This is a genomic window from Actinoplanes palleronii, assembly GCF_016862315.1.
GTDB classification, from domain to species: Bacteria; Actinomycetota; Actinomycetes; order Mycobacteriales; family Micromonosporaceae; genus Actinoplanes; species Actinoplanes palleronii.
On the sequence record NZ_BOMS01000117.1, the window covers coordinates 25,283 to 47,077 of the forward strand.

A 21,795-nucleotide genomic window follows, 5' to 3' on the forward strand; every position below is an offset into this window, starting at 1 on the left:
CGCTCGAACCGGCAATGATGGACCCATGCAAACCCCGCCCCGGACCCCCGAGACCCGCCGGCGTGGCCCGAACGGCCGCTTTCTCCCCCCTGCCACGCCCGGCGAGGCCGTCGACGTAACCGAGCCGATCGCCGAACCAGTGGTGGAGGTCGAAGTGGAAAGCACCGAGGTGGTTGAGATCTCCGCAGATGTCGAGGACGAATCCGTCGTGGCCGAGGACGGCTACTACCTTCCGGATGATCGTTTCCTGAACCGGGAGATGTCCTGGCTCGATTTCAACGCGCGGGTGCTGGCACTCGCCGAGGATCCGGGCACCCCGCTGCTGGAACGCGCAAAATTCCTGGCGATCTTCGCCAGCAATCTCGACGAGTTCTACATGGTCCGGGTCGCCGGGCTGAAACGACGGCTGAGCGCCGGTCTTCCGGTCCGTGGCGGTGACCGTTCCCCGCTGCGCCACCAGATCGAGATGATCACCGCGCGCACCGCCGACCTGGTCACCCGGCACGCCGCCTGTTTCGCCGACGAGGTCCGGCCGAAGCTCGCCGCCGAGGGCATCGAGCTGGTCGGCTGGAAGGAGCTGGACGCGCCGGAGCAGAGCCGGCTGCGCGCCTTCTTCCGGGAGAAGGTGTTCCCGGTGCTGACCCCGCTCGCGGTGGACCCGGCGCACCCGTTCCCCTACATCTCGAGCCGGTCGCTGAACCTGGCCGTGGCGCTGCGCTACCCGGACGGCGACAACCCGGAGCTGTTCGCGCGGATCAAGGTGCCGAACAACGTGCCCCGCTTCGTGACCGTGCAGAACGACAGTCGCGGGGTGCGCTTCCTGCCGATCGAGGACCTGATCGCGAACCACCTGGACCAGCTCTTCCCGGGGATGCAGATCCTCGAGGTGCACGCGTTCCGGGTGACCCGCAACGCCGAGCTCGAGGTCGACGAGGACCGCGACGAGGACCTGCTGCAGGCCCTCGAGCGGGAGCTGGCGCAGCGCCGGTTCGGTCCGCCGGTCCGGCTCGAGGTCGCCGCCTCGATCAGCGACCACGTGCTCGACCTGCTGGTCCGCGAGCTCGACATGGACAGTCACGACGTGCTGCGGGTGCCCGGCCTGCTCGACCTGTCCGCGCTGTGGCAGGTCTTCGGCGAGTGCGACCGCGACGATCTGAAGGACCGCCCTTTCGTACCGGCGACCCATCCGCAGCTGGCGGACGGGGAGGTGCCGCGCAGCGTCTTCAACCGGCTGCGCGAGTCGGACATCCTGGTGCACCACCCGTACCACTCGTTCTCGACGAGTGTGCAGCGGTTCATCGAGCAGGCGGCCGCCGACCCGAACGTGCTGGCCATCAAGCAGACGCTGTACCGCACGTCGGGTGACTCACCGATCGTGGACGCGCTCGTCGACGCGGCCGCCGCCGGCAAGCAGGTGGTGGTGCTGGTCGAGGTGAAGGCCCGGTTCGACGAGGTCGCCAACATCGCCTGGGCACGCACCCTGGAGCGGGCCGGCTGCCACGTGGTCTACGGCCTGGTCGGGCTCAAGACGCACTGCAAGACCTCGCTGGTGGTCCGGCAGGAGGGCAACCAGCTGCGGCGGTACTGCCACATCGGCACCGGCAACTACCACCCGAAGACCGCCCGGCTCTACGAGGACTTCGGCATGCTGACCGCCGATCCCGAGGTCGGCGCGGACGTCACCGACCTGTTCAACGTGCTCACCGGGTACAGCCGGCAGACCACGTACCGGCGGCTGCTGGTGGCGCCGCACGGCGTGCGCCGGGGCCTGCTGGAGCGACTGGAGCAGCAGGCCGAGATCGCCCGGGCGGGCGGCCAGGGCCTGGTCCAGTTCAAGGTGAACTCGCTCGTCGACGAGGAGACCGCGGACGCGTTGTACCGCGCCTCGCAGGACGGCGTGAAGATCGACCTGATCATCCGCGGGATGTGCGCGCTGCGCCCGGGTGTGCCCGGCCTGTCGGAGAACATCCGGGTCCGCTCGATCGTCGGCCGGTTCCTGGAGCACTCCCGGGTCTTCCGGTTCGGTGCCGGCGACGACGCGGAGTACTGGATGGGCTCGGCCGACCTGATGCACCGCAACCTGGACCGCCGGGTCGAGGCACTGGTCCGGGTCACCCTGCCGTCGGCCCGCGCCGAGATGCGCAACGTCCTGGAGCTGTCCATGGCGGAGGGCACCGAGGGCTGGGACCTGGACGCCGACGGCATCTGGCACCGCAACAACGGCACCCCCGGCAAGCCGCAGGTCCATCTGCAGGCGGCTCTGCTCAAGCGGGTCATCAAGGGGAGCTGATGCTCGAACCGGAACGCGCCGCGGGTGGCGTCCTCTACCGCCCGGGCGCGAACGGCGTGCGCGAGATCTGCCTCGTGCACCGCCCGCGCTACAACGACTGGAGTCTGCCCAAGGGCACCTTCAAACCCGACGAGCCGGCCCTGGCCGCCGCGATCCGGGAGGTGGCCGAGGAGACCGGTTCGCCGGGCCTGCCGGAGTTCGGGCTGCCCGAGGTGGCGTACCGGCTGCCGGACGGGCGGCCGAAGACCGTGCGGTTCTGGCTGATGCGTGCCGGCGGCGACGGCCCGGTGCAGGACACCGCCGAGGTGGACGCGACCGCCTGGCTGCCGCTGCCGGAGGCCGCCGAACGGCTCACCTATCCGGACGAGCGCACGCTGCTCGCCCTGGTGGCGGGTCTGCCGCCGATCACGTCGGTGACCGCGTTCGTCCGGCACGCGCACGCCGGCGAGCGCAAGACCTGGTCCGGGCCGGACGCGCTGCGCCCGGTCAGCGCGAAGGGCCGTCGGCAGTCCGAACAGGTCGCCGAACGGCTCGCCACGTTCCGGCCGCAGCGGCTGGTCGCGGCCACCCCGCTGCGCTGCTCGCAGACCCTGCAGCCGCTGGCCGCCGCGACCCGGCTGCCGATCGTGGTGGACAACGCGTTCGCCGAGCCGGAGGACGCGGCCGGGCTGCCCGCCCGGCTGGCCGCCGCCCGGAACCGGCTGGCCGAGCTGCGCTCCACCGAGCGTGTGGTGGTGTGCAGCCAGGGCAAGGTGATGCCGCCGCTGCTGGCCTTGCTGAACGCGGACGACGACGCCGAGCCGTACACCACCCGCAAGGGCGACGGCTGGCTGCTCACCTGGTCCGGCGAGCGCCTGCTGGGGATGTCGCCCTGGTGACCGGGCGGGCCGGCGCGTGGTCGGCCCGCCAGTACCCGACCAGGTCGCCGCTGAGCCAGCGGGCGCGCCACAGCTCGTCCCGGCGCGGCTCCCAGTCCCGATAGGGCAGCAGGGCGAACCGCCAGCTCAGCACGCCGGCCAGATACCAGCCGTAGAGCGGGACGGCGCCGGCCAGGCCGTCCCGGGCGCGGTGTGAGGTCCGCGGGGCGACGGCGGCCACCACCAGGCCGGACCAGCCACAGGTGAGCAGCCAGTCCAGCGCCGGCCAGTCGGTCGCCTGCTCGGCCAGGTCGCCGAGCGTCCAGCCCGGCACGACCGCCACCGCGAACAGGCCGGCGGCGATGCTCGCGCGGGCGACCAGGCCCCGCGGTCTGCGTTCCATGCCCGCACGGTAGGCCCGGCAGGCGCTTCGCTCCCGGGGAACGAAAAGGCGTCCACCCGTACGATGGACGCCTTTTCTCCGGAGAACCTGGTGCTCAGCGGGCCTTGCGGGTCGAAGCGGCCTTGGCCGTCGCGGCGCCCTTGGCCCGGGCCGGAGCCGCCGCCGGTGTCGCGGTCTTGCGGGTGGTGGTCTTCTTCGCCGGAGCAGCGGCCTTGGTCGCCGCGGCCTTGGTGGCCGTGCTCTTGGCCGCCGTGGTCTTCGCCGGTGCCGTCTTCGTCGCCGTGGTCTTCTTCGCCGCGGCCGGCGCGCTCTTCTTCGACGCCGGAGCCGTGGCCTTGGTCGCCGTCGCCTTGGTGGCGGTGGCGGTCTTGGTAGCCTTGGCCGGCGTCGCCTTGCTGGCGGAGGTCGCGGTCTTCTTCGCCGCGGTGGTCTTCACCGGTGCCGTCTTGGCCGCCGCGGTCTTGGTGGCCGCGGTCTTCTTGGCCGCCGTGGCGGACGTCGTTTTCGCCGGTGCGGTCGCCGTGGTCTTCTTCGCCGCCGGTGTGGCGGCCGCCTTCTTGACCGTGGCCGCCTTGGCCACCTTTGCCGGCTTGCCCGCGGCGACGAGTTCGCGGAAGGTGTTGCCGGCCCGGAATGCGGCGACCGACGTCTTCTTCACCTTCACGGCCTCGCCGGTGCGCGGATTCCGCGCCGTCCGCGCATTGCGAGTCCGCTTCTCCCACGATCCGAAGCCGGTGAGGGAGACCTTGTCTCCCTTGGCGACCGCGTTCTGCACCTCACTGATGAACGCGTCCAGCGCAATCGTCGCCGTCTTCTTGTCGCCCAGCTTGACGGCGAGCGCCTCAATGAGTTCGGCCTTGTTCACGGTTTCCTCCCGGACGTGAGAACTGGCCCACGCAGGCCATTCTGCGCGCACGGTATGCCCTGTGACCTGGTTACACAAACATTCGCGGCAAAAATCCGTTGTGTCCCAACGAAATTCGCCCCCACCAGTTACCCGGCGGGGGCGAAATCAACGTCGCGGACTAAAGGACGACGACCGGCTTGAAAGCCGGGCGGTCCTTCTCGTACGCGCTAATCGCGTCCTCGTGGCGCAACGTGAGTCCGATGTCGTCGAGCCCCTCCAACAGGCGCCAGCGACTGAAATCGTCGATCGCGAACGGGTACGCGGCGTCATCCACGCGCACCACCCGCTCGGCCAGGTCAACGGTGATCAGCTTTTCCGGCTCGCTCTCGGCCAGGTCCCACAGGCTCTCCACGATCTTCTGGTCGAGCTGGACCGGCAGCAGGCCCTCCTTGAGCGCGTTGCCCCGGAAGATGTCACCGAACCGGGCCGCGATCACCGCCTTGAAACCCCAGTCGCGCAGCGCCCAGACGGCGTGCTGCCGGGACGAGCCGGTGCCGAAGTTCGGCCCGGCCACCAGGATCGTGGCGCCCGCGTGGGCCGGGTTGTGCAGCACGAAGCCCGGGTCCTCGCGCCACGCGCTGAACAGGCCGTCCTCGAAGCCGGTACGGGTGACCCGCTTCAGGTAGACCGCCGGGATGATCTGGTCGGTGTCCACGTCGGAACGGCGCAGCGGCATGACCTTGCCGCTGTGGGTGACGAACTTGTCCATGTCTGATCCCCTAACTCAGAGGTCGGCGGGGGCGGCCAGCTTGCCGACCACGGCGGTGGCGGCGGCGACCTGCGGCGAGACCAGGTGGGTACGCCCACCCTTGCCCTGCCGGCCCTCGAAGTTGCGGTTGGAGGTGGACGCTGCGCGCTGCCCGGGGCTCAGCGTGTCCGGGTTCATGCCGAGGCACATCGAACAACCGGCGAACCGCCACTCGGCGCCGGCATCCGTGAAGATCTTGTCCAGGCCCTCGGCCTCGGCCTGCTCGCGCACCACGTAGGAGCCGGGGACGATCATCATCCGGACGTTGTCGGCGACCTTGTGGCCACGGATCACGTCGGCGGCGGCCCGCAGGTCCTCGAGCCGGCCGTTGGTGCACGAGCCGACGAACACCACGTCCACCGGGACGTCCCGGAACGGCGTGCCCGGGGTGAGGTCCATGTACGCCAGCGCGCGCTCGGCGGCGCCACGCTCCTGCTCGTCCACGAAGTCGTCCGGGCTCGGCACCACGCCGTCCAGCGCGGCACCCTGACCCGGGTTGGTGCCCCAGGTGATGAACGGGCTGATCGCCGACGCGTCCAGGATGATCTCGGTGTCGTACTCGGCGCCCTCATCGGTGGCGAGGGTGTTCCAGTACGCCAGCGCGGTGTCCCACTGCGCGCCCTGCGGGGCGTGCGCGCGGCCCTTGAGGTACGCGTACGTGGTCTCGTCCGGCGCGATCATGCCGGCCTTGGCGCCCCACTCGATCGACATGTTGCAGATCGTCATCCGGCCCTCCATGGAGAGCTCCCGGATCGCCGCGCCGCGGTACTCCACGATGTGGCCGTTGCCGCCGCCGGTGCCGGTCTGCGTGATCAGGGCGAGGATCAGGTCCTTCGCGCTCACGCCCGGACGCAGCTCGCCGACGACCGTGACGGCCATCGTCTTCGGCTTCGACTGCGGCAGCGTCTGCGTGGCGAGCACGTGCTCGACCTCACTGGTGCCGATGCCGAAGGCCAGCGCGCCGAACGCGCCGTGCGTCGCGGTGTGCGAGTCACCACAGACGATCGTGGTGCCCGGCTGGGTGAGGCCCAGCTGCGGGCCGATCACGTGCACGATGCCCTGGTTCACGTCACCGAGCGGGCGGATCTCGACGCCGAACTCGGCGCAGTTCTTCCGCAGCGTCTCGATCTGGGTGCGCGAGACGGTGTCGGTGATGGTCAGCAGGTCGCCGCGGCGGGTGTTGAAGGCCGGATCCGCATACCCGGTCGGGGTGTTGTGGTCCTCCGTCGCGAGCGTGAGGTCGGTCCGGCGGACCGGGCGGCCGGCCATCCGGAGACCGTCGAACGCCTGCGGGCTGGTGACCTCATGCAGCAGGTGCAGGTCGATGTAGAGCAGGTCGGGCTCGCCGTCGGCCGTGCGCACCACGTGGTCATCCCAGACCTTCTCGGCCAGGGTCCTGGGTTTCCCGCCCTGGGGAGTGACTCCCACCATCTGGACATCCTAAATTCTGGAATGTATGTTTCGGCTTGTGGGACACAGTATGAGCGGTGTAGGCGTTCTCGACAAGGCGGTTGTCATCCTCGCCGCATGTGTTGACGGCGCCAGTCTGGCCGAATTGGTAGAGCGCACGAAGCTTCCGCGGGCAACCGCACATCGCCTGGCCCAGGCCTTGGAGATCCATCGGATGCTGGTCCGGGACACCCAGGGAAGGTGGCGCCCCGGGCCTCGTCTGGGCGAGCTGGCGAACGCGGCACCGGACGTTCTGCTGACCGCCGCGGAGCCCCTGCTTTCCGCATTGCGGGACGCGACCGGAGAGAGCGCGCAGCTTTACTTGCGTCGGGCCGATGAACGGATCTGCGTCGCCGCGGCCGAGCGCGCCAGTGGTCTGCGGGACACCGTGCCGGTCGGTTCGGTGCTGCCGATGGTCGCCGGGTCCGCCGCGCAGATCCTGCTCGCCTGGGAGCCGCCGGAGGCCGTGATGCCGCTGCTGCCGCGCTGCAAGTTCACCGGCCGCACGCTGGCCGAGGTGCGCCGGCGCGGCTGGGCGCAGAGCGTTGCCGAGCGCGAGCCCGGTGTGGCGAGCGTCTCGGCGCCGATCCGGGACCGGACCGGACGCGTGATCGCGTCGATTTCGATAAGCGGTCCGATCGAACGGCTCGGCCGCCGTCCCGGTGAGCGTCACGCGATGGCCGTCGTTCGCGCCGGTCAGCGCCTGTCCGGCCTGTAGTAGAACCCTCCCCCGCCTTCCCCGCCCGGTCCGGCCCACCCGCCGACCGGGCGGTTCCACGCCCAGCCCGTGTGAAGTTTCGGCGCGCTCCGCACCCCAACTTCACACGCACACGGGGTCAGCACGCTGCGTGGGGACTTTCGGCGCGGTTCGCACGGTCACGGGGTCCAGATGGCGTTGTCGTGGGCGAAGAGGACCTGGCGGGGGTCCAGGGCCAGCAACCGGTCCAGCCAGGCCGGCGGGAGGCCGACCCCGGCCCGGCGCCCCAGGACGTCACTCGTGAACGCGGTCGCGTGGTCGTGGCTCTGACCGGCGACGATCACCGTGCCGTCGCCGGTGGTGACCACCACCGACTGGTGACCGGGCGTGTGGCCGGGAGTCGGCACGATCAGCACCCCGGGGCAGATCTCCGCGTCGCCGTCCAGCTCCTGCAGCACCGCGCCGGGATGGTCGACCAGTCCGGGCAGGTACTGCTCCGAGCTCCGGGCCACCGCCAGCTCGGCGCGCTGGGCGAAGACCGGCACACCCGGCAGCTCGGCGTTGCCACCGCAGTGGTCGAAGTGCAGGTGGCAGTTCACCACGTACGAAATCTCGTTGGTCCTGGTCCCCGCGGCCGTGAGGGCCGCCTGCAGTGGGACCCGCCGCGGCCGGTAATGGGCGTCGACGCCGGGGTCGTGTCCCATCCCGGTGTCGACCAGGATCATGCCGCCGGGATGGTCGATCAGATAGCCGAGTGCCGGCTCGACGCGGGGCGCTCCGGTCCCGGTCTCCTCGGCCGGCCGCACGAAGTACCCGTAGTCGACGCGCCGGACAGTGATGTCGGTCATCGTCGCAGTATCCGCACGCCGGCTCGGCCCGGCGGCGGAAATCTGCGGGCAGCAGAAACGACACCGGCCCGCACCGTGATCGGTGCGGGCCGGTGTTTCCGGGTAGTCCCAGCGGGATTCGAACCCGCGCTACCGCCGTGAGAGGGCGGCGTCCTAGGCCACTAGACGATGGGACCTCATGTCACCGCGATCTTGCTCGGCGACGGATGAACTCTATCAGCCGCCCGCCGGATTCCTCGAATCGGCTGCGCGGCACGGGCAGTCCGTGATCCACCCCACACGGATCGGGACCCACCACGCAAAACGGCCCACATCCGGAGATGCGGGCCGTTTCAAGAGCGTAGTCCCAGCGGGATTCGAACCCGCGCTACCGCCGTGAGAGGGCGGCGTCCTAGGCCACTAGACGATGGGACCAGAACTGCTGTCACGCTGAACTTCACGTTCCAGCGAAACCAACCCGAGGATTGGTAACGCTGGGGTACCAGGACTCGAACCTAGACTAACTGGACCAGAACCAGTTGGGCTGCCAATTACCCCATACCCCATTCGGCCCTGTTTGCCGGGCCGTGGAGAACTTTACCTGAGCCCTCCCGTCCCACCAAATCGGGTTACCCAAAGTCGTCTGCGTGACTCCGCGACAACTCCGGGTAACCCGATGTCAGCGCCTGCGAGACCCGCTCAGTCCAGGGCCACCACGGTGTTGCGCAGCTCCCCGATGCCCTGCACGCTCACCGACACGGTGTCGCCGGGGACGATCTGACTCACCCCGGCCGGCGTGCCGGTCAGGATCACGTCGCCGGGCAGCAGGGTCATCACGTGCGAGACGTACGAGACCAGGGTCGGGATGTCGAACACCATGTCCTTGGTCCGGCCGATCTGCCGCACCTCCATGTTGTTCGGGTCGCGGCCGACCTCGCAGCGCACCTCCAGGTCGCTGACGTCCAGCTCGGTCTCGATCCACGGGCCGAGCGGGCAGAACGAGTCGAACCCCTTGGCCCGGGTCCACTGCGGGTCCTTGCGCTGCAGGTCGCGCGCGGTGACGTCGTTGGCGACGGTGTAGCCGAAGATCGCCTTCTCGGCGCCGGCCCGGTCCACCCGGCGGGCGCCGGTGGCGCCGATCACGACGGCGAGCTCGGCCTCCTCCTCGACCTGGGTGGTGACCGAGGGAATCCGGATCGCGTCGTTCGGGCCGATCACCGAGGTGGAGGGCTTGATGAAGATCAGCGGCTCCTTGGGCACCTCGTTGCCCATCTCGGCGGCGTGCTCGGCGTAGTTGCGGCCGACTCCGATCACCTTGCTGGAGAAGATCGGCGCGAGCAGGCGGACGTCCGGCAGCGCCCACCGCTGGCCGGTGCGCACCACCTTCTCGAACGGCAGGCTGCTGATCTCGGCCACCGTGAGGCCGGAGGCGCCGTCACCCTCGACGACGCCGAACGACACCCCAGCGGCATGAACAAAACGGGCGAAACGCACGGGTAACCCCAACTTCCACAAGGACGGATTCCCCTGGAATCTACGCCGGGCGGGACTCCGCGCCGAGTCGCGGGAACGGCTCCAGGGCGAACACCACCTCGACCGGCACCTCGAAGTACGCGCAGATCCGCAACGCGAGGTGCAGGCTGGGACTGAACTCACTGCGTTCCAGATAGCCGACTGTCTGATAGTGCACACCGAGCGCGTCGGCCAGCTGGCGCCGGGAGATGCCCCGCTCGGCGCGCAGCATCGCGATCCGGTTGTACGTGATCTCACTCGCCATGACCGGCTCAGCGCCCGATCCGGGACAGGGCCCGCTCGCGCCGGGCGGCCACCGCCGAGCCGGACTCGCGGGCGGCCATCCGGCGCAGCAGCATCGGCGCCAGCAGCAGCCCGACGATCGCCCAGGCGGTCAGCACCCCGAACGTCTCCAGGTGCCGCCAGGAGTGCGTGATCTCCACCGCTGCCAGGGAATCGGGCAGGAAGACCGAACGCATGCCCAACCCTAGCCAGTACATCGGGAAGGCCTGCGCCAGGCCCTGCAGCCAGCCGGGGAAGCCGGTGATCGGGTAGAAGATGCCGGAGGCCGCGATCAGCCCGAAGATCGGCAGGTTCACCAGGGCGACGTTCCGCGGGTCGTCGAAGATCGAGCCGATCGCCGCACCGAGTGGCAGGGTGGCCGCGAAGCCGACCGGCACCAGCCAGAGCAGGGTGAGCCAGCCGGTCAGGCCGACGTGCAGCCCGCTCACCAGGAACAGGCCGGGGACCAACTGGAGCAGGAACGCGACCAGCGACATCCCGCCGACCAGCACCACCTTGCCGATCAGATAGCTGCTCATCCCGCGCGGCAGGGCCTTGGCGCGCAGCAGCGTGCCGTCCTCCCGATCCATGATCAGCAGCTGGGCCGTGGTCATCAGGCCGCCCAGCGCGAAGTTCATCCCGAAGACGCTGGGCAGCGTCCGGGCGCCGAGCGAGAACGACGTGCCGGGCACCTGCGCGTCCCGCATGAAGAAGATCGTGCCGAGCAGCAGCAGCGCGGGGAACAGATAGGACCACAGGTCCATCGGCGTGGTGACGGTGTGCCGCAGCTCGATCCAGCCGCGGCGCAGGCCCGCCGTGATCGGGGTCATCGGTCCCGCTCCGAGTCCTGGACCAGCTTCATGTAGGTGTCCTCCAGACTGGACCGGCGCACCTCGAGGTCGCCGATCGCCGCACCGTGCTGCCGGAAGAGGTCGTGCACATACGCCGTGGCGTCCGCGGTGGAGTGCACGAACCGCTGCCCGTCCCGGGTCCAGCGGATCTCGGTCTCGCCGGCCACCCGCCGGGACAGCTCGTCGGCCGAGCCGCTCGCGATGATCTGCCCGCCGGACAGGATCAGGATCCGGTCGGCGAGCTTCTCCGCCTCGTCCAGGTCGTGCGTGGTGAGCAGCACCGTGGTGTCGGCCAGGTCGGTCAGCTCGTGGATCAGGTCGTGGAACTCACGCCGGGCGGCCGGGTCGAACCCGACCGTCGGCTCGTCCAGGAACAGCAACTCGGGGCGGCCGACGATGCCGATCGCCACGTCCAGCCGGCGGCGCTGGCCGCCGGAGAGCCGGTTCACCCGGGTCTTGCCGGCGGCGGTCAGGCCGACCGCCTCGAGCAGGTCGTCGACCGGCCAGGGCCGGGGCGTCCGCTCGGTGCCGAACGCCGCGTAGTGCAACCCGATGTGCTCCAGCAGCTCACGGACCCGCCACTTGCCGTGGTCGCGCCAGGACTGCAGGACCACGCCGAGCCGGGCCCGCCACCGCTCGTCGCCGTGCTCCGGGTCGACGCCGAGCACCCGGACGTGGCCGGCCGACCGGCGCCGGAAGCCCTCCAGGATCTCGATCGTGGTGGTCTTGCCCGCACCGTTCGGCCCGAGCAGTGCGATCACCTCGCCGGGACGCGCGGTGAACCCGATGCCGCCGAGAACCTCTTTCGGCCCGTAACTCATCCGCAGGTCGCGGACCTCGAGGACCGGATCGCCGACCGGAAGCTCCTGGCCCGCGCTCGTCAGTGCGGTCTCCGTCATGTCCGTCAAGCTATCAAAGTCGTAGTAGATGTACTACATTGCTGAGCATGCCTTCTGTAGTCGCCCTGTCTCTGGGACTCGGTCCCCGGTGGGGCTTCGCACTGCCCGGCGCGCCCGGGTTCGGCTGGCCGGCGCGACCCCGGCCCGCTGCGGCAAATCCGGCCATATCCGAAGAAAACCGAAACATCGCCGCGGCCACATCCCAAGAACCTGCCGTGGCGGACCTCATTCGCGCCTAACGGTGATCGTGTTGATCGCTTCGGCTAGATACATTGGTGCCATGGGGATCAAGCAGGTGAGGGCACTCACCACCACGCTGCCCTCGGTCACCTGGATTTCCCTGGCCCGGGCGCACGCCGAGCGCGCCGATCAGATGACCGCGGACCACCGCGCCCGCCGGGCGGCCGGCGAGAAACATCCGATCGAAGATTTTCTGTACGACTACTACAGCACCCGGCCCTCGATGCTGCGGCGATGGCACCCGGGCGTCGGCGCCGGCCTGGCCTCGGCGCCCGACGGCCTGGCCGAGCACGCCGGGTGGAAGTTCTACGCCACCCACGAGGACGGCATCGTCGCGCTCGACGAGGAAGCCCTGATGCAGGCCCGCGGCGAGAGCGTGCGGTACATCCACGGCCTGCTCACCGCGACCGCGTCCCGCCCGGTCTTCTCCGGCTGCTTCGGCCTGCACGAGTGGGCCATGGTCTACCGCGACCCGGAGCACCGGCACGCGCTGCCGCTGCGCCTGGGTCAGTCCGAGACCGACAAGGTGGTCGAGGGGCACACCATCCGCTGCACGCACTTCGACGCGTTCCGCTTCTTCACCCCGGAGGCGGTCGGCCTCAACCGTCTCCAGCCGACCCGCGCCACCCAGGTCGACCTGGACCAGCCGGGCTGCCTGCACGCCGCGATGGACGTGCACAAGTGGGCGCAGAAGCTCGGCCCGGCCGTCCCCGGCGCGCTGGCTCTGGACTGTTTCGCCCTGGCCGGCGAGATCCGCCTGCTGGACATGCAGGCCAGCCCGTACGACCTGGCCTCCTACGGCCACCCGCCGGTGAAGATCGAGACACCGGAGGGCAAGGCGGAGTACGTCGCCCGCCAGCGGGAGCTGGCCCGCCGCGCGGCCGGCCTGCGCAGCCGCCTGATCCGGGTCTGCGACGCCCTGCTCGGCCCGGAGGACGCCGCCCGCAACCGCGAAGCCGTCGCCCCGCACAACCACCGCTGACCGCGGCAACGCGGCGGCTGGTTCTCCGGGGTGCCTCGCGGCATCGGAAGCACCTCTGAGAACCAGCTCAAAGGGGTGACCGGCGGTCAGTCGCCGGGGTCGACCCGGCGGTTGTTCTTGGTCTGGGCGCGGCGCTTCTTGGCGCCGATGCGCCGCTCCACCGAGCCCTTCGTCGGGCGGGTCGCCCGGCGGGCCCGTGGCGGCGCGGCGACCGCCGAGGCGATCAGGGCGCCCAGCCGGGCCGCCGCCGCCTCACGGTTGCGCAGCTGGGAGCGGTGCTCCGAGGCGGTCACGGTGAGGACGCCGGAGAGCAGGCGGGCACCGAGGCGCTCGACCGCACGGTCCTTCAGGGACGCGGGCAGCAGGTCGGAGCCGAGCATGTCCCAGGACAGCTCGACGCGGGAATCGGTCGTGTTGACGCCCTGACCACCGGGACCGCTGGAACGGGAGAATCGCCAGGAGAGCTCCGCCGCGGGGATGGTCAGGCGGTCGTTCACCCGTACGTCCTCAAGCACGCCGACCAGCATCCCACCCGGAACCGGCGGACCGCCATGGGGTTATCGATCGAACGGACCCGCGCAGCGGGGCCGAAATGAAAAGCGGACAGGGCATAGTGGGTGGGGTGACGTCCCCAACCGCACCGGTCGCCACGACCGGGTATCCGTGGCCCATCGAAACCACGCGGCTGGCGAACGGCCTGCGTGTCGTCGTCAGCGAGGACCGGACCGCTCCGGTCGTCTGCGTCAATCTCTGGTACGACGTCGGCTCCCGCCACGAACCGCCCGGTCAGACCGGTTTCGCGCACCTCTTCGAGCACCTGATGTTCGAGGGCTCGCAGCACGTCAAGAAGACCGAACACATGAAACTGGTGCAGGGCAACGGCGGCTCGCTGAACGCCACCACCAACCCGGACCGGACGAACTACTTCGAGAGCATGCCGTCCGAGCACCTGGAGCTGGCGCTCTGGCTGGAAGCCGACCGGATGGGCGGGCTGGTCCCGGCGCTCACCCAGGAGACCCTGGACAACCAGCGCGAGGTGGTGAAGAACGAGCGCCGCCAGCGGTACGACAACGTGCCGTACGGGGATGCCTGGCTGCGTCTGCTCCCGCTGCTCTACCCGGAGGGCCACCCCTACCACCACTCCACGATCGGGTCGATGGAAGACCTGAACGGGGCGGCGCTGGACACCTTCAAGGCCTTCCACCAGCAGTACTACGCGCCGAACAACTGTGTGCTGACGGTCGCCGGGGACGCGTCGCCGGCCGAGGTGTTCGCGCTGGCCGAGAAGTACTTCGGCGTGATCGACCCGGTGGCGGACATCCCGCCGGCGCCGGTGGGGCACCTCGCCGGGCCGGCCACCAGCGCGGTCCGCGAGACGGTCACCGCCGCCGTGCCGGCACCGCGGCTCTACCTGTCCCACCGGACGTTCCCGTTCGGCACGGCCGCGTACGACGCGATCACCGTGCTCGCCACCGTGCTGGGCAGCGGCCGGGGCAGCCGGCTCTACCAGCGGCTGGCCGACGGCAAGCGGATCGCCCAGCCGGACTACATCGGGTCGTACGGTGTCGATCTGGCACACGCGCCGGCCCCGCTGATCATCACGGCGACCGCGAAGGACGGCGTGCCGGTGGAGCAGCTGGAGCAGGGGCTGGTCGAGGTGGTGCAGAGCCTGGTCGACGAGCCGGTCACCGACGACGAGCTGAACCGGGCCAAGGCGCTGCTGACCACCAGCTGGTGGCGGCAGGTGTCCACGGTCGGCGGGCGGGCCGACACGCTGGGGCGGTACACCACCCAGTTCGGTGACCCGGCCACCGCCGGGTACCGCCTTCCGGCGTGGCAGGCGGTCACCGCCGACGACGTCACCGAGGCGGCCACCCGCACGCTGCAGCCGGACTCCCGCGTCACCCTGACCTACCTGCCCGAGGAGGAGAAGGCATGAGCCTCGTCACCAGCCGTCCCGAGCCGGGCACCGCCCGGCCGTACGCCTTCCCCGCGGTCCGCCGGGTCACCGCGCACGGCGGCACCGTGATCGCCGCGCACCTGCCGGGCCAGGTGCTGGCCACTGCGGTGCTGCTGCTGGACGCGAGCGCGGCCCGGGAGTCGCAGGGCCGCGAGGGCACCGCCACGGTGCTGGCCAAGTCGCTGGAGGAGGGGACGAAGCAGCGGGACTCGGCGGCGTACGCGCTGGCACTCGAGGGTCTCGGCGCCGAGCTGGTCCCGTCGGTGGACTGGGACGCGTTCCGGATCGGTGTCTCCGCGCCGGCCCCGCAACTGGCCGACGCGGTGCGGCTGGCCGCCGAGGCGGCACGCACCCCGAAGCTGGACGCGGCGGACGTCGCCCGGGTCCGCGACGACGAGGTGACCGCGCTGCGGATGGACTGGGCGCAGCCCGGCCCGCGGGCCGACGCCGCGCTGCGCGCCGACCTGTTCGCCGCGGACGGCCGGTACAGCCGGCCGCTGCACGGCGACCCGGCCTCGGTGGCCGCGGTGACCGTCGACGACGTGCTCGCGTTCCACCAGGAGTGGATGCTCCGGCCCGGCGTGCTGCTGGTCGCCGGTGACCTGGACGGGCTGGACCTGGCCGTGCTGGCCGAGGCCGCGTTCGCCGGCACCACCGGGCAGGGGCTGGCCGCCGACGGGCCGCTCGGGCTGGCCGTGCCGGCACGACCGCACGTGATCCTGGTGGACCGGCCCGGTTCGGTGCAGTCCACGCTGCGGATCGGGCATCGGGCGCCGGAGCGGGCCACCACCGACTACGTGCCGATGACGCTGGCCGCGACGGTGCTCGGCGGGGCGTTCACGTCCCGGCTGAACCACCTGATCCGCGAGGTGAAGGGCTATACGTACGGCATCCGGGGGTCGTACGCGATGACCCGCCGGGCCGGGCGCTTCGAGGTGGCCGCCGGGGTGCAGACCGCGGTGACCGGGCCGGCGATCCGGGACACGCTCGGGGAGATCCGGCGTACCCAGCAGGAGGGTGTCACCGAGGCGGAGCTGGCGGTGGCGCGGTCGTGGCGGGCCGGTCAGCTGTCGGTGGAGATGCAGACGCCGGGCGCGATCGCCGGGGCGCTGGCCACCCTGGTGGTGCACGGCCTGCCCGACGACTACTACGAGTCGCTGCGCCGGGAGTATCTCGAGGCCACCGTCGAGCAGGTGTCCGCGGCTGCCGAGCGGCACCTCGCCGTCGACGGCCTGACCCTGGTCGTCGAGGGCGACGGCGACGCCGTCCGCAAGGAACTGGCCGAGTTCGGCGACTTTTCCGAACCCGCCGTCTAGCCCCGCAAAAACGCCGCTGACGTGTCGGCAGCTGATTTTCCGCCGCCCGCGGGGTGTGCGGGCGGCGGAAAATCAACTACCGACACGTCAGCTCCAAAGGCGTTTTTGCCGCGGAGCGAAGCGAAGCCAAGCTAGCAATGTGACCTCAACCGCGTTATCGGTCTGCTGGTAGCCACCGCCGGATAACCTCGCCGCCATGACGATCACCGAGGCGCCGGCGAGGACAAACACCAAGGTCACAGTCCTGCTGTGGCTCATGGTGCTGCCGGGGCTCTGCTGGTCCGTGTTCCGGCTCAGTGGCTGGGAGCCCGGCCGGGTGATCCAGCTGCTGGCCTTCACCCCGTACGTCGCAGCGGCGGCCTGGATCCCCGCCCTCCTCGCGCTGATCCTGCGACGCTGGACCGTCGGCGCGACAGCGACCCTGATCGCCGCCGCCCTCGCCGCGTGCGTCCTGCCTCGGGCCCTCCCGGACCTGGACCGCGGCGCCACCGAAGGCGTCAAGATCCAGATCATGACGGCGAACCTGTTGTTCGGCGGCGCCGACGCGAGCGAGATCGTCCGCCTGGTCCGGGAGAACGACGTGGCCGTGCTGGCCGTGCAGGAGTTCGCCCCGCGTGCGGAGAGTTCACTGGCCGCGGCCGGTCTCGGTGACCTGCTCCCCTATCACCAGCTCGCACCGGAGGAGTGGGCCAGCGGCACCGGGCTCTACTCGCGGTATCCGCTGACCGAGCCGGGCACCAAGCGCAACGACGGCGGGTTCCAGCAGACCTACGGCACGGTCCAGCCGCCCGGCAGCGTCCCGGTCTTCATCGAGTCGGTCCACCCGCTCGCGCCGTCCGCGCCGGACACCTTCGACGGCTGGCGCACCGACCTGGCGAACGAGCCGAAGTCCGACGGCGACAATCCGCGCAGAATTCTGCTCGGCGACTTCAACTCCACGCTCGACCACGGTGCGCTGCGGAAACTCATCTCGCACGGCTACCGGGACTCCGCCGACGCGGTCGGCAAGGGGCTGATCGGCACGTGGGGACCGTACGACGGGGACCCGATCCCGCCGGTCACCATCGATCATGTACTGGTCGACGAAGAGATCGGAGTACGAGACGTGTCCGTGCACGACGTGACGAACTCGGATCACCGCGCGGTGATCGCCGAGCTGACCTTCCCGGCGGCCTCATGACCGCCACCATCCGCCCGCTGACCCTGAACGACGTCCCGGAGCTGACCGCCGTCCTGGCCGCCAGCCGGGCCCACCTCGCCCCGTGGGACCCGGTCCGCGAGGACAGCTTCTACACCGAGGCGGGGCAGCGGACCATGATCGCCGGCGCGCTGGCCTCGACCGGTTCGCTGCCGCACGTGATCCTCGACGACGGGGCGATCGCCGGCCGGGTCAACCTGAACAACATCGTCCGCGGGCCGTTCCAGTCCAGCAGCCTGGGCTACTGGGTGGCCGCCGACCGGGCCGGGCGGGGGCTGGCGACCGCCGCGGTCGCGCAGGTCCTGCGGCTCGCGTTCACCGAGTACGCCCTGCACCGGGTCGAGGCCGGCACCATCCTCAGCAACGTGCGCTCGCAGCGGGTGCTGGAGAAGAACGGTTTCCAGCGGTTCGGCCTGGCCCCGCGCTACCTGCAGATCGCCGGTGAGTGGCAGGACCACTACCTGTTCCAGATCACCGCGGAAAACTGGGTGGAGGACGCGCCGCCGCCGTCCTAACCTCAGTGGCATGCAGATCAGCGCGTACACGACCACGCCGGCAAGTCCCGGCGTCGTGTCGCACTGACCACCGACCCCCGGGCGATCCGCCCGGGGGTGTGGGGTGGACGTCCGGGCTCGCCAAGGAGACCCCGATGATCGACCACCGCAGGCTCGGCCGTGAGCTGGACCTCTTCGACTCCGACCCGCTGATCGGCGCGGGACTGCCGTTCTGGCTGCCGGCCGGCGCGGCCGCCCGCCACGAGGTCGAGTCGTACCTGTACGACCTCGAGCGCCGCAACGGCTACCAGCACGTCTACTCGCCCGCGCTGGGCAAACGGCAGATGTACGAGATCTCCGGCCATCTCGCGAACTTCGCCGACGACATGTTCCCGCCGATGGCCGTCGGCGAGGACGAGCTGATGCTGCGCCCCAGCATGTGCCCGCACCACGCACTGATCTTCAAGGCCCGGCAGCGGTCGTACCGGGACCTGCCGCTGCGGGTCGCCGAGCTGGGCCAGATGTACCGGCAGGAGCGCTCCGGCGTGCTCGGCGGGCTGTCCCGGGTACGGTCCATCGCGCTCAACGACTCGCACATCTTCTGCCCGGTCGAGCAGGCCGCCGGCGAGGTGGCCGGGGTGCTGCGGCTGATGCGGGAGTCGCACGCGGCGCTCGGGTTGCGGCCGGCGTCGTACCAGCTGTCGCTGCGCGGGCCGGGCAAGAAGTACGGCGGCCGGGACGCCGACTGGCTGAGATCCGAGGCGTTGCTGCGCGGTGCGCTCGATGCCCAGGAGATTTCGTACGACGAGGTGGCCGGCGAGGCCGCGTTCTACGGCCCGAAGATCGACGTGCAGGTGGTGGACGCGGCCGGCCGGGAGTGGACCATCGCCACCGTCCAGATCGATCATCACCAGCCGGAGCGGTTCGACCTCTCCTACGTCGACGCGTCCGGCGCCAAGGCCCGGCCGGTGATGGTGCACCGCAGCCTGGCCGGGTCGATGGAGCGGCTGTTCGGACTGCTGATCGAGGAGCACGGCGGGGCGTTCCCGGTCTGGTACGCCCCGGTCCAGGTGGCCGTGTTGCCGCTCGCTTCTCTTCCAGCGCCGTTCGCGGCTGACGCGCTCGCCGCCGGGCTGCGGGTGTCGGTGCACCACGAGGGATCACTCGGCGCGCGGATCCGGGCCAACACCAAGGTCCCGTACGTCGCGGTGATCGGCGAGCGGGAGGCGGCGGCCGGCCTGGTGTCACTGCGCCTGCGGGACGGCCGCCGGCTCGAACCGATGCCCGGGGCGGCGGCGATCGCGCTGATCAGCGAGGTCGCCGCCGCCCGCCGGCCCGGTCAGCTCTTGCCCAGCCCGTAGGTCAGCGCGTCCACGAGGGCGGTCCAGCTCGCCTCGACGACGTTCTCGTGGACGCCGACCGTGGTCCACCGGCGGTTGTGGTCGCTCGTGCCGACGAGCACCCGGGTGACCGCGTTGGTGCCGTGGCTGCCCTCCAGGATGCGCACCTTGAAGTCGGCCAGCTCGAACGTCTTCAGCTGCGGGTAGTGGTTGGCGAGCGCGGTGCGCAGCGCCTCGTCGAGGGCGTTGACCGGGCCGTTGCCCTCGGCGGTGGCGATCACCCGCTCGCCGTGCACCCGTACCTTCACGGTCGCCTCGCACAGCACGGTGTCGTCCTCGCGGTGCTCGACCTGCACCCGGTAGGACTCCAGGGCGAACGGGCGGGCGTACTCGGCGCCCGGCAGCTCGCTGCGCACCAGCAGCTCGAACGAGGCGTCGGCGGCCTCGAAGGACCAGCCGACCGCTTCGAGGTCCTTCACCCGCCGGGTGACCGTGGACAGCGTGTCCGGATGGCCGGCCAGGTCGATCCCGAGCTCGCGGCTCTTGAGCTCGATACTGGCCCGGCCGGCCATCTCGGTCACCAGGATCCGCATGTCGTTGCCGACAACCGCCGGGTCGACGTGGTTGTACAGCAGCGGATCCACCTTGATCGCGCTCGCGTGCAGCCCGGCCTTGTGGGCGAAGGCGGCGGCCCCGACGTAGGCCTGGTGGGTGTCGGGGGCGATGTTCGCGATCTCGGCGAGCGCGGTGGAGACCCGCGTCGCCTTCTCCAGGCATCCGTCCGGTAGGACCTTCCGCCCGAGCTTGAGTTGCAGGTTGCTGACCACGGCGAACAGGTCGGCGTTGCCGGGGCGCTCGCCGTACCCGTTCGCGGTGCACTGGAAGTGCTGGACGCCGGCCTCGACCGCGGCGACCGTGTTGGCGACCGCGCAGGCGGTGTCGTTCTGGCAGTGGATGCCGAGCAGCTCCGGGCTCACCCCGGTGCGCTCGACGACCTCGGTGATCGCCTTGGTGATCATCGAGGGGAGCATGCCGCCGTTGGTGTCGCACATGACCACGCGTTCGGCGCCGGCGTCGATCGCGGTCTTGACCACACTCGCCGTGTAGGCCGGGTCGTGCCGGAACCCGTCGAAGAAGTGCTCGCAGTCGACGAACGCGCGGCGGCCGTTGGCGACCAGGTGCCGCACGGTGTCCCGGACCATCGCCAGGTTCTCGTCGCCGGTGGTGCGCAGCGCTCGTTCCACGTGCCGGATGTCCGACTTGGCCACCACGCAGACCACCGGGGTGCCGGCGTCCAGCAGTGCCTGCACCTGCGGATCCGTCGCGACGTCCACACCGGCCTTGCGGGTCGCGCCGAACGCGACGAGGACCGCGTGCTTGAGGTCCAGCTCGGTCTTCGCGCGCTCGAAGAACTCGGTGTCCTTCGGCATCGCGCCCGGCCAGCCGCCCTCGATGAACCCCACGCCGAACTCGTCGAGCAGCCGTGCGACGGCGAGCTTGTCGGCGACCGTGTAGCTGATTCCCTCGCGCTGCGCGCCGTCGCGCAGCGTCGTGTCGAACACCTGGTAGTCCATCGGGGAGGTCCTTTCAGTCGTTCACCCACACAACAAAAAGACCCCCCGCGGTTGCGGGAGGTCTGCGCGTCGGCGGAAGTCAGCCGGCGCGCTAGGTGCGAATAATCAGCACGAGGTGGGTCACGAGATGAAGCATGCCACTATCCGGGTTCGCGGGAGGCGGTGTTCCACCTATCGAGACTAGGTTCTACATCGTGGTTGCCGAATCGTACTCACGAAACCTGGGCTTCTCCGCGACCTACAACTTCCGCGACGTCGGGGGTTATCTCGGGTCCGACGGGCGGACGGTGCGCTGGCGGCGGCTGTTCCGCGCCGACTCACTGCACCGGATCGGCGAGGCCGACACCGCCGCGTTCACCGCGCTGGGCATCCGCACCGTGATCGACCTGCGCCGCCCGTTCGAGGTGGAGAAGTTCGGCCGGGTGCACGAACGCTACGGCCTCGACTACCGCAACCTGGTGATCAACCATGTGGACTGGGAGCAGATCGCGCACCCGGAGGGCACGGTGCACGAGCGCTGGCTCGCCGACCGCTACCTGAACTTCGCCGAGGACGGCCGCGAGGGCATCCTCGACTCGCTGCGCCTGATCGCCGACCCGGCCGCCGGACCGGTCGTCGTGCACTGCATGGCCGGAAAGGATCGCACCGGCACGATCTGCGCGCTGACCTTGTCCCTGCTCGGTGTCTCCGACGAGGACATCGCCACCGACTACGCGCTGACCACTGCGGCGATGGCGCCGCTGACCGCGTCCCTGCTCGCGTCGAACCCGGAGACGATCCGCGGCAACGAGCACATGTTCGACTCGCCGCCGGCCGCGATGCTGCTGTTCCTCGACGACCTGCGCGCGCTGCACGGCTCGGTCGAGGGTTATGTCCGCGAGCTCGGCCTGACCGAAACCGAACTCGCGTCCCTGCGCCGCCACCTGCTCACCTGACCGGTCCCGCGCGAAGATCAAGATCAAACTCTTG

21 protein-coding genes and 3 tRNA genes are annotated in these 21,795 nt (G+C 70.5%); 10 read left to right on the forward strand and 14 right to left on the reverse strand.

Annotated features, from left to right (window positions below):
* Positions 1-25 precede the first annotated feature (25 nt).
* Complete coding sequence (locus Apa02nite_RS35750) at positions 26-2,290, forward strand: RNA degradosome polyphosphate kinase (protein WP_067685651.1); 2,265 nt, start codon at positions 26-28, stop codon at positions 2,288-2,290.
* Positions 2,290-3,168: an NUDIX hydrolase gene (locus Apa02nite_RS35755; protein WP_203828993.1), complete on the forward strand. Its 879-nt coding sequence runs from the start codon at positions 2,290-2,292 to the stop codon at positions 3,166-3,168. Before Apa02nite_RS35750 ends, Apa02nite_RS35755 begins: the two co-directional genes overlap by 1 nt.
* Here Apa02nite_RS35755 and Apa02nite_RS35760 read toward each other — a convergent pair.
* The 4 genes from Apa02nite_RS35760 to leuC form a co-directional block, all read right to left on the reverse strand.
* Entirely contained in the window at positions 3,125-3,550 is a 426-nt protein-coding gene (locus tag Apa02nite_RS35760; RefSeq protein ID WP_203828994.1) for a hypothetical protein, read from the reverse strand. The two genes, Apa02nite_RS35755 and Apa02nite_RS35760, sit on opposite strands and share 44 nt — an antisense overlap.
* 94 nt (positions 3,551-3,644) lie before the next feature.
* Positions 3,645-4,415: an HU family DNA-binding protein gene (locus Apa02nite_RS35765; protein WP_203828995.1), complete on the reverse strand. Its 771-nt coding sequence runs from the start codon at positions 4,413-4,415 to the stop codon at positions 3,645-3,647.
* A 160-nt stretch (positions 4,416-4,575) separates the two neighbouring features.
* A complete protein-coding gene (gene leuD, locus Apa02nite_RS35770; RefSeq protein WP_203828996.1) occupies positions 4,576-5,166 on the reverse strand; it encodes a 3-isopropylmalate dehydratase small subunit in 591 nt (196 codons plus the stop codon).
* Positions 5,167-5,181: 15 nt separating this feature from the next.
* Positions 5,182-6,636: a 3-isopropylmalate dehydratase large subunit gene (gene leuC, locus Apa02nite_RS35775; RefSeq protein ID WP_203828997.1), complete on the reverse strand. Its 1,455-nt coding sequence runs from the start codon at positions 6,634-6,636 to the stop codon at positions 5,182-5,184.
* 49 nt (positions 6,637-6,685) lie between these two features.
* Here leuC and Apa02nite_RS35780 point away from each other — a divergent pair, with 49 nt between their 5' ends.
* Positions 6,686-7,372 carry an IclR family transcriptional regulator gene (locus Apa02nite_RS35780; protein WP_014447202.1) on the forward strand — a complete coding sequence of 229 codons (687 nt, stop codon included), beginning with the start codon at positions 6,686-6,688 and terminating at the stop codon, positions 7,370-7,372.
* A 158-nt stretch (positions 7,373-7,530) separates the two neighbouring features.
* On the opposite strand, the gene Apa02nite_RS35785 is transcribed toward Apa02nite_RS35780, so the two are convergent.
* The 8 genes from Apa02nite_RS35785 to Apa02nite_RS35820 all read right to left on the reverse strand — a co-directional run bounded on the left by Apa02nite_RS35785 (position 7,531) and on the right by Apa02nite_RS35820 (position 11,722).
* Positions 7,531-8,199, reverse strand: a complete 669-nt coding sequence (locus Apa02nite_RS35785) for an N-acyl homoserine lactonase family protein (RefSeq protein ID WP_203828998.1) — start codon at positions 8,197-8,199, stop codon at positions 7,531-7,533.
* Positions 8,200-8,302: 103 nt separating this feature from the next.
* Positions 8,303-8,375, reverse strand: a tRNA-Glu gene (locus Apa02nite_RS35790).
* 165 nt (positions 8,376-8,540) lie between these two features.
* Positions 8,541-8,613 (reverse strand) — tRNA-Glu (locus tag Apa02nite_RS35795).
* A 59-nt stretch (positions 8,614-8,672) separates the two neighbouring features.
* Positions 8,673-8,744: transfer RNA gene (locus Apa02nite_RS35800), tRNA-Gln, on the reverse strand.
* Between the two features lie 133 nt (positions 8,745-8,877).
* Positions 8,878-9,672, reverse strand: a complete 795-nt coding sequence (locus Apa02nite_RS35805; protein ID WP_203828999.1) for a fumarylacetoacetate hydrolase family protein — start codon at positions 9,670-9,672, stop codon at positions 8,878-8,880.
* 40 nt (positions 9,673-9,712) lie between these two features.
* Positions 9,713-9,955 carry a helix-turn-helix transcriptional regulator gene (locus Apa02nite_RS35810; RefSeq protein WP_067685659.1) on the reverse strand — a complete coding sequence of 81 codons (243 nt, stop codon included), beginning with the start codon at positions 9,953-9,955 and terminating at the stop codon, positions 9,713-9,715.
* A 7-nt stretch (positions 9,956-9,962) separates the two neighbouring features.
* Positions 9,963-10,802, reverse strand: a complete 840-nt coding sequence (locus Apa02nite_RS35815; RefSeq protein WP_203829000.1) for an ABC transporter permease — start codon at positions 10,800-10,802, stop codon at positions 9,963-9,965.
* Positions 10,799-11,722 (reverse strand): ABC transporter ATP-binding protein, encoded by a 924-nt coding sequence (locus tag Apa02nite_RS35820; RefSeq protein ID WP_373873081.1) that lies wholly within the window; start codon positions 11,720-11,722, stop codon positions 10,799-10,801. Before Apa02nite_RS35820 ends, Apa02nite_RS35815 begins: the two co-directional genes overlap by 4 nt.
* A gap of 280 nt (positions 11,723-12,002) precedes the next feature.
* Between Apa02nite_RS35820 and Apa02nite_RS35825 the strand changes: the two genes are divergently transcribed.
* Positions 12,003-12,944: a 3-methyladenine DNA glycosylase gene (locus tag Apa02nite_RS35825; RefSeq protein WP_203829001.1), complete on the forward strand. Its 942-nt coding sequence runs from the start codon at positions 12,003-12,005 to the stop codon at positions 12,942-12,944.
* A gap of 86 nt (positions 12,945-13,030) precedes the next feature.
* Here the strand turns inward: Apa02nite_RS35825 and arfB are convergent, their stop codons facing one another.
* Positions 13,031-13,471: an alternative ribosome rescue aminoacyl-tRNA hydrolase ArfB gene (gene arfB / locus Apa02nite_RS35830; RefSeq protein ID WP_203829002.1), complete on the reverse strand. Its 441-nt coding sequence runs from the start codon at positions 13,469-13,471 to the stop codon at positions 13,031-13,033.
* A 65-nt stretch (positions 13,472-13,536) separates the two neighbouring features.
* On the opposite strand from arfB, the gene Apa02nite_RS35835 reads away from it, so the two are divergent.
* From Apa02nite_RS35835 to thrS, 5 genes are all read left to right on the forward strand, one after another.
* Positions 13,537-14,883 (forward strand): M16 family metallopeptidase, encoded by a 1,347-nt coding sequence (locus Apa02nite_RS35835; RefSeq protein WP_203829003.1) that lies wholly within the window; start codon positions 13,537-13,539, stop codon positions 14,881-14,883.
* Positions 14,880-16,220, forward strand: a complete 1,341-nt coding sequence (locus tag Apa02nite_RS35840) for a M16 family metallopeptidase (RefSeq protein ID WP_203829004.1) — start codon at positions 14,880-14,882, stop codon at positions 16,218-16,220. The genes Apa02nite_RS35835 and Apa02nite_RS35840 overlap by 4 nt, the downstream gene beginning before the upstream one ends.
* 196 nt (positions 16,221-16,416) lie before the next feature.
* Entirely contained in the window at positions 16,417-17,400 is a 984-nt protein-coding gene (locus Apa02nite_RS35845) for an endonuclease/exonuclease/phosphatase family protein (protein ID WP_203829005.1), read from the forward strand.
* Positions 17,397-17,933, forward strand: coding sequence for a GNAT family N-acetyltransferase (locus tag Apa02nite_RS35850; protein ID WP_203829006.1), 537 nt, complete (start codon positions 17,397-17,399; stop codon positions 17,931-17,933). Before Apa02nite_RS35845 ends, Apa02nite_RS35850 begins: the two co-directional genes overlap by 4 nt.
* A gap of 134 nt (positions 17,934-18,067) precedes the next feature.
* The gene (gene thrS / locus Apa02nite_RS35855) at positions 18,068-19,273 is read left to right on the forward strand and encodes a threonine--tRNA ligase (protein ID WP_203829007.1); all 1,206 of its coding nucleotides are present in this window, start codon (positions 18,068-18,070) and stop codon (positions 19,271-19,273) included.
* Here thrS and cimA read toward each other — a convergent pair.
* Complete coding sequence (cimA, locus tag Apa02nite_RS35860) at positions 19,252-20,826, reverse strand: citramalate synthase (protein ID WP_203829008.1); 1,575 nt, start codon at positions 20,824-20,826, stop codon at positions 19,252-19,254. The two genes, thrS and cimA, sit on opposite strands and share 22 nt — an antisense overlap.
* Before the next feature lie 194 nt (positions 20,827-21,020).
* On the opposite strand from cimA, the gene Apa02nite_RS35865 reads away from it, so the two are divergent.
* Positions 21,021-21,761 carry a tyrosine-protein phosphatase gene (locus tag Apa02nite_RS35865; protein ID WP_239164773.1) on the forward strand — a complete coding sequence of 247 codons (741 nt, stop codon included), beginning with the start codon at positions 21,021-21,023 and terminating at the stop codon, positions 21,759-21,761.
* Positions 21,762-21,795 lie beyond the last annotated feature (34 nt).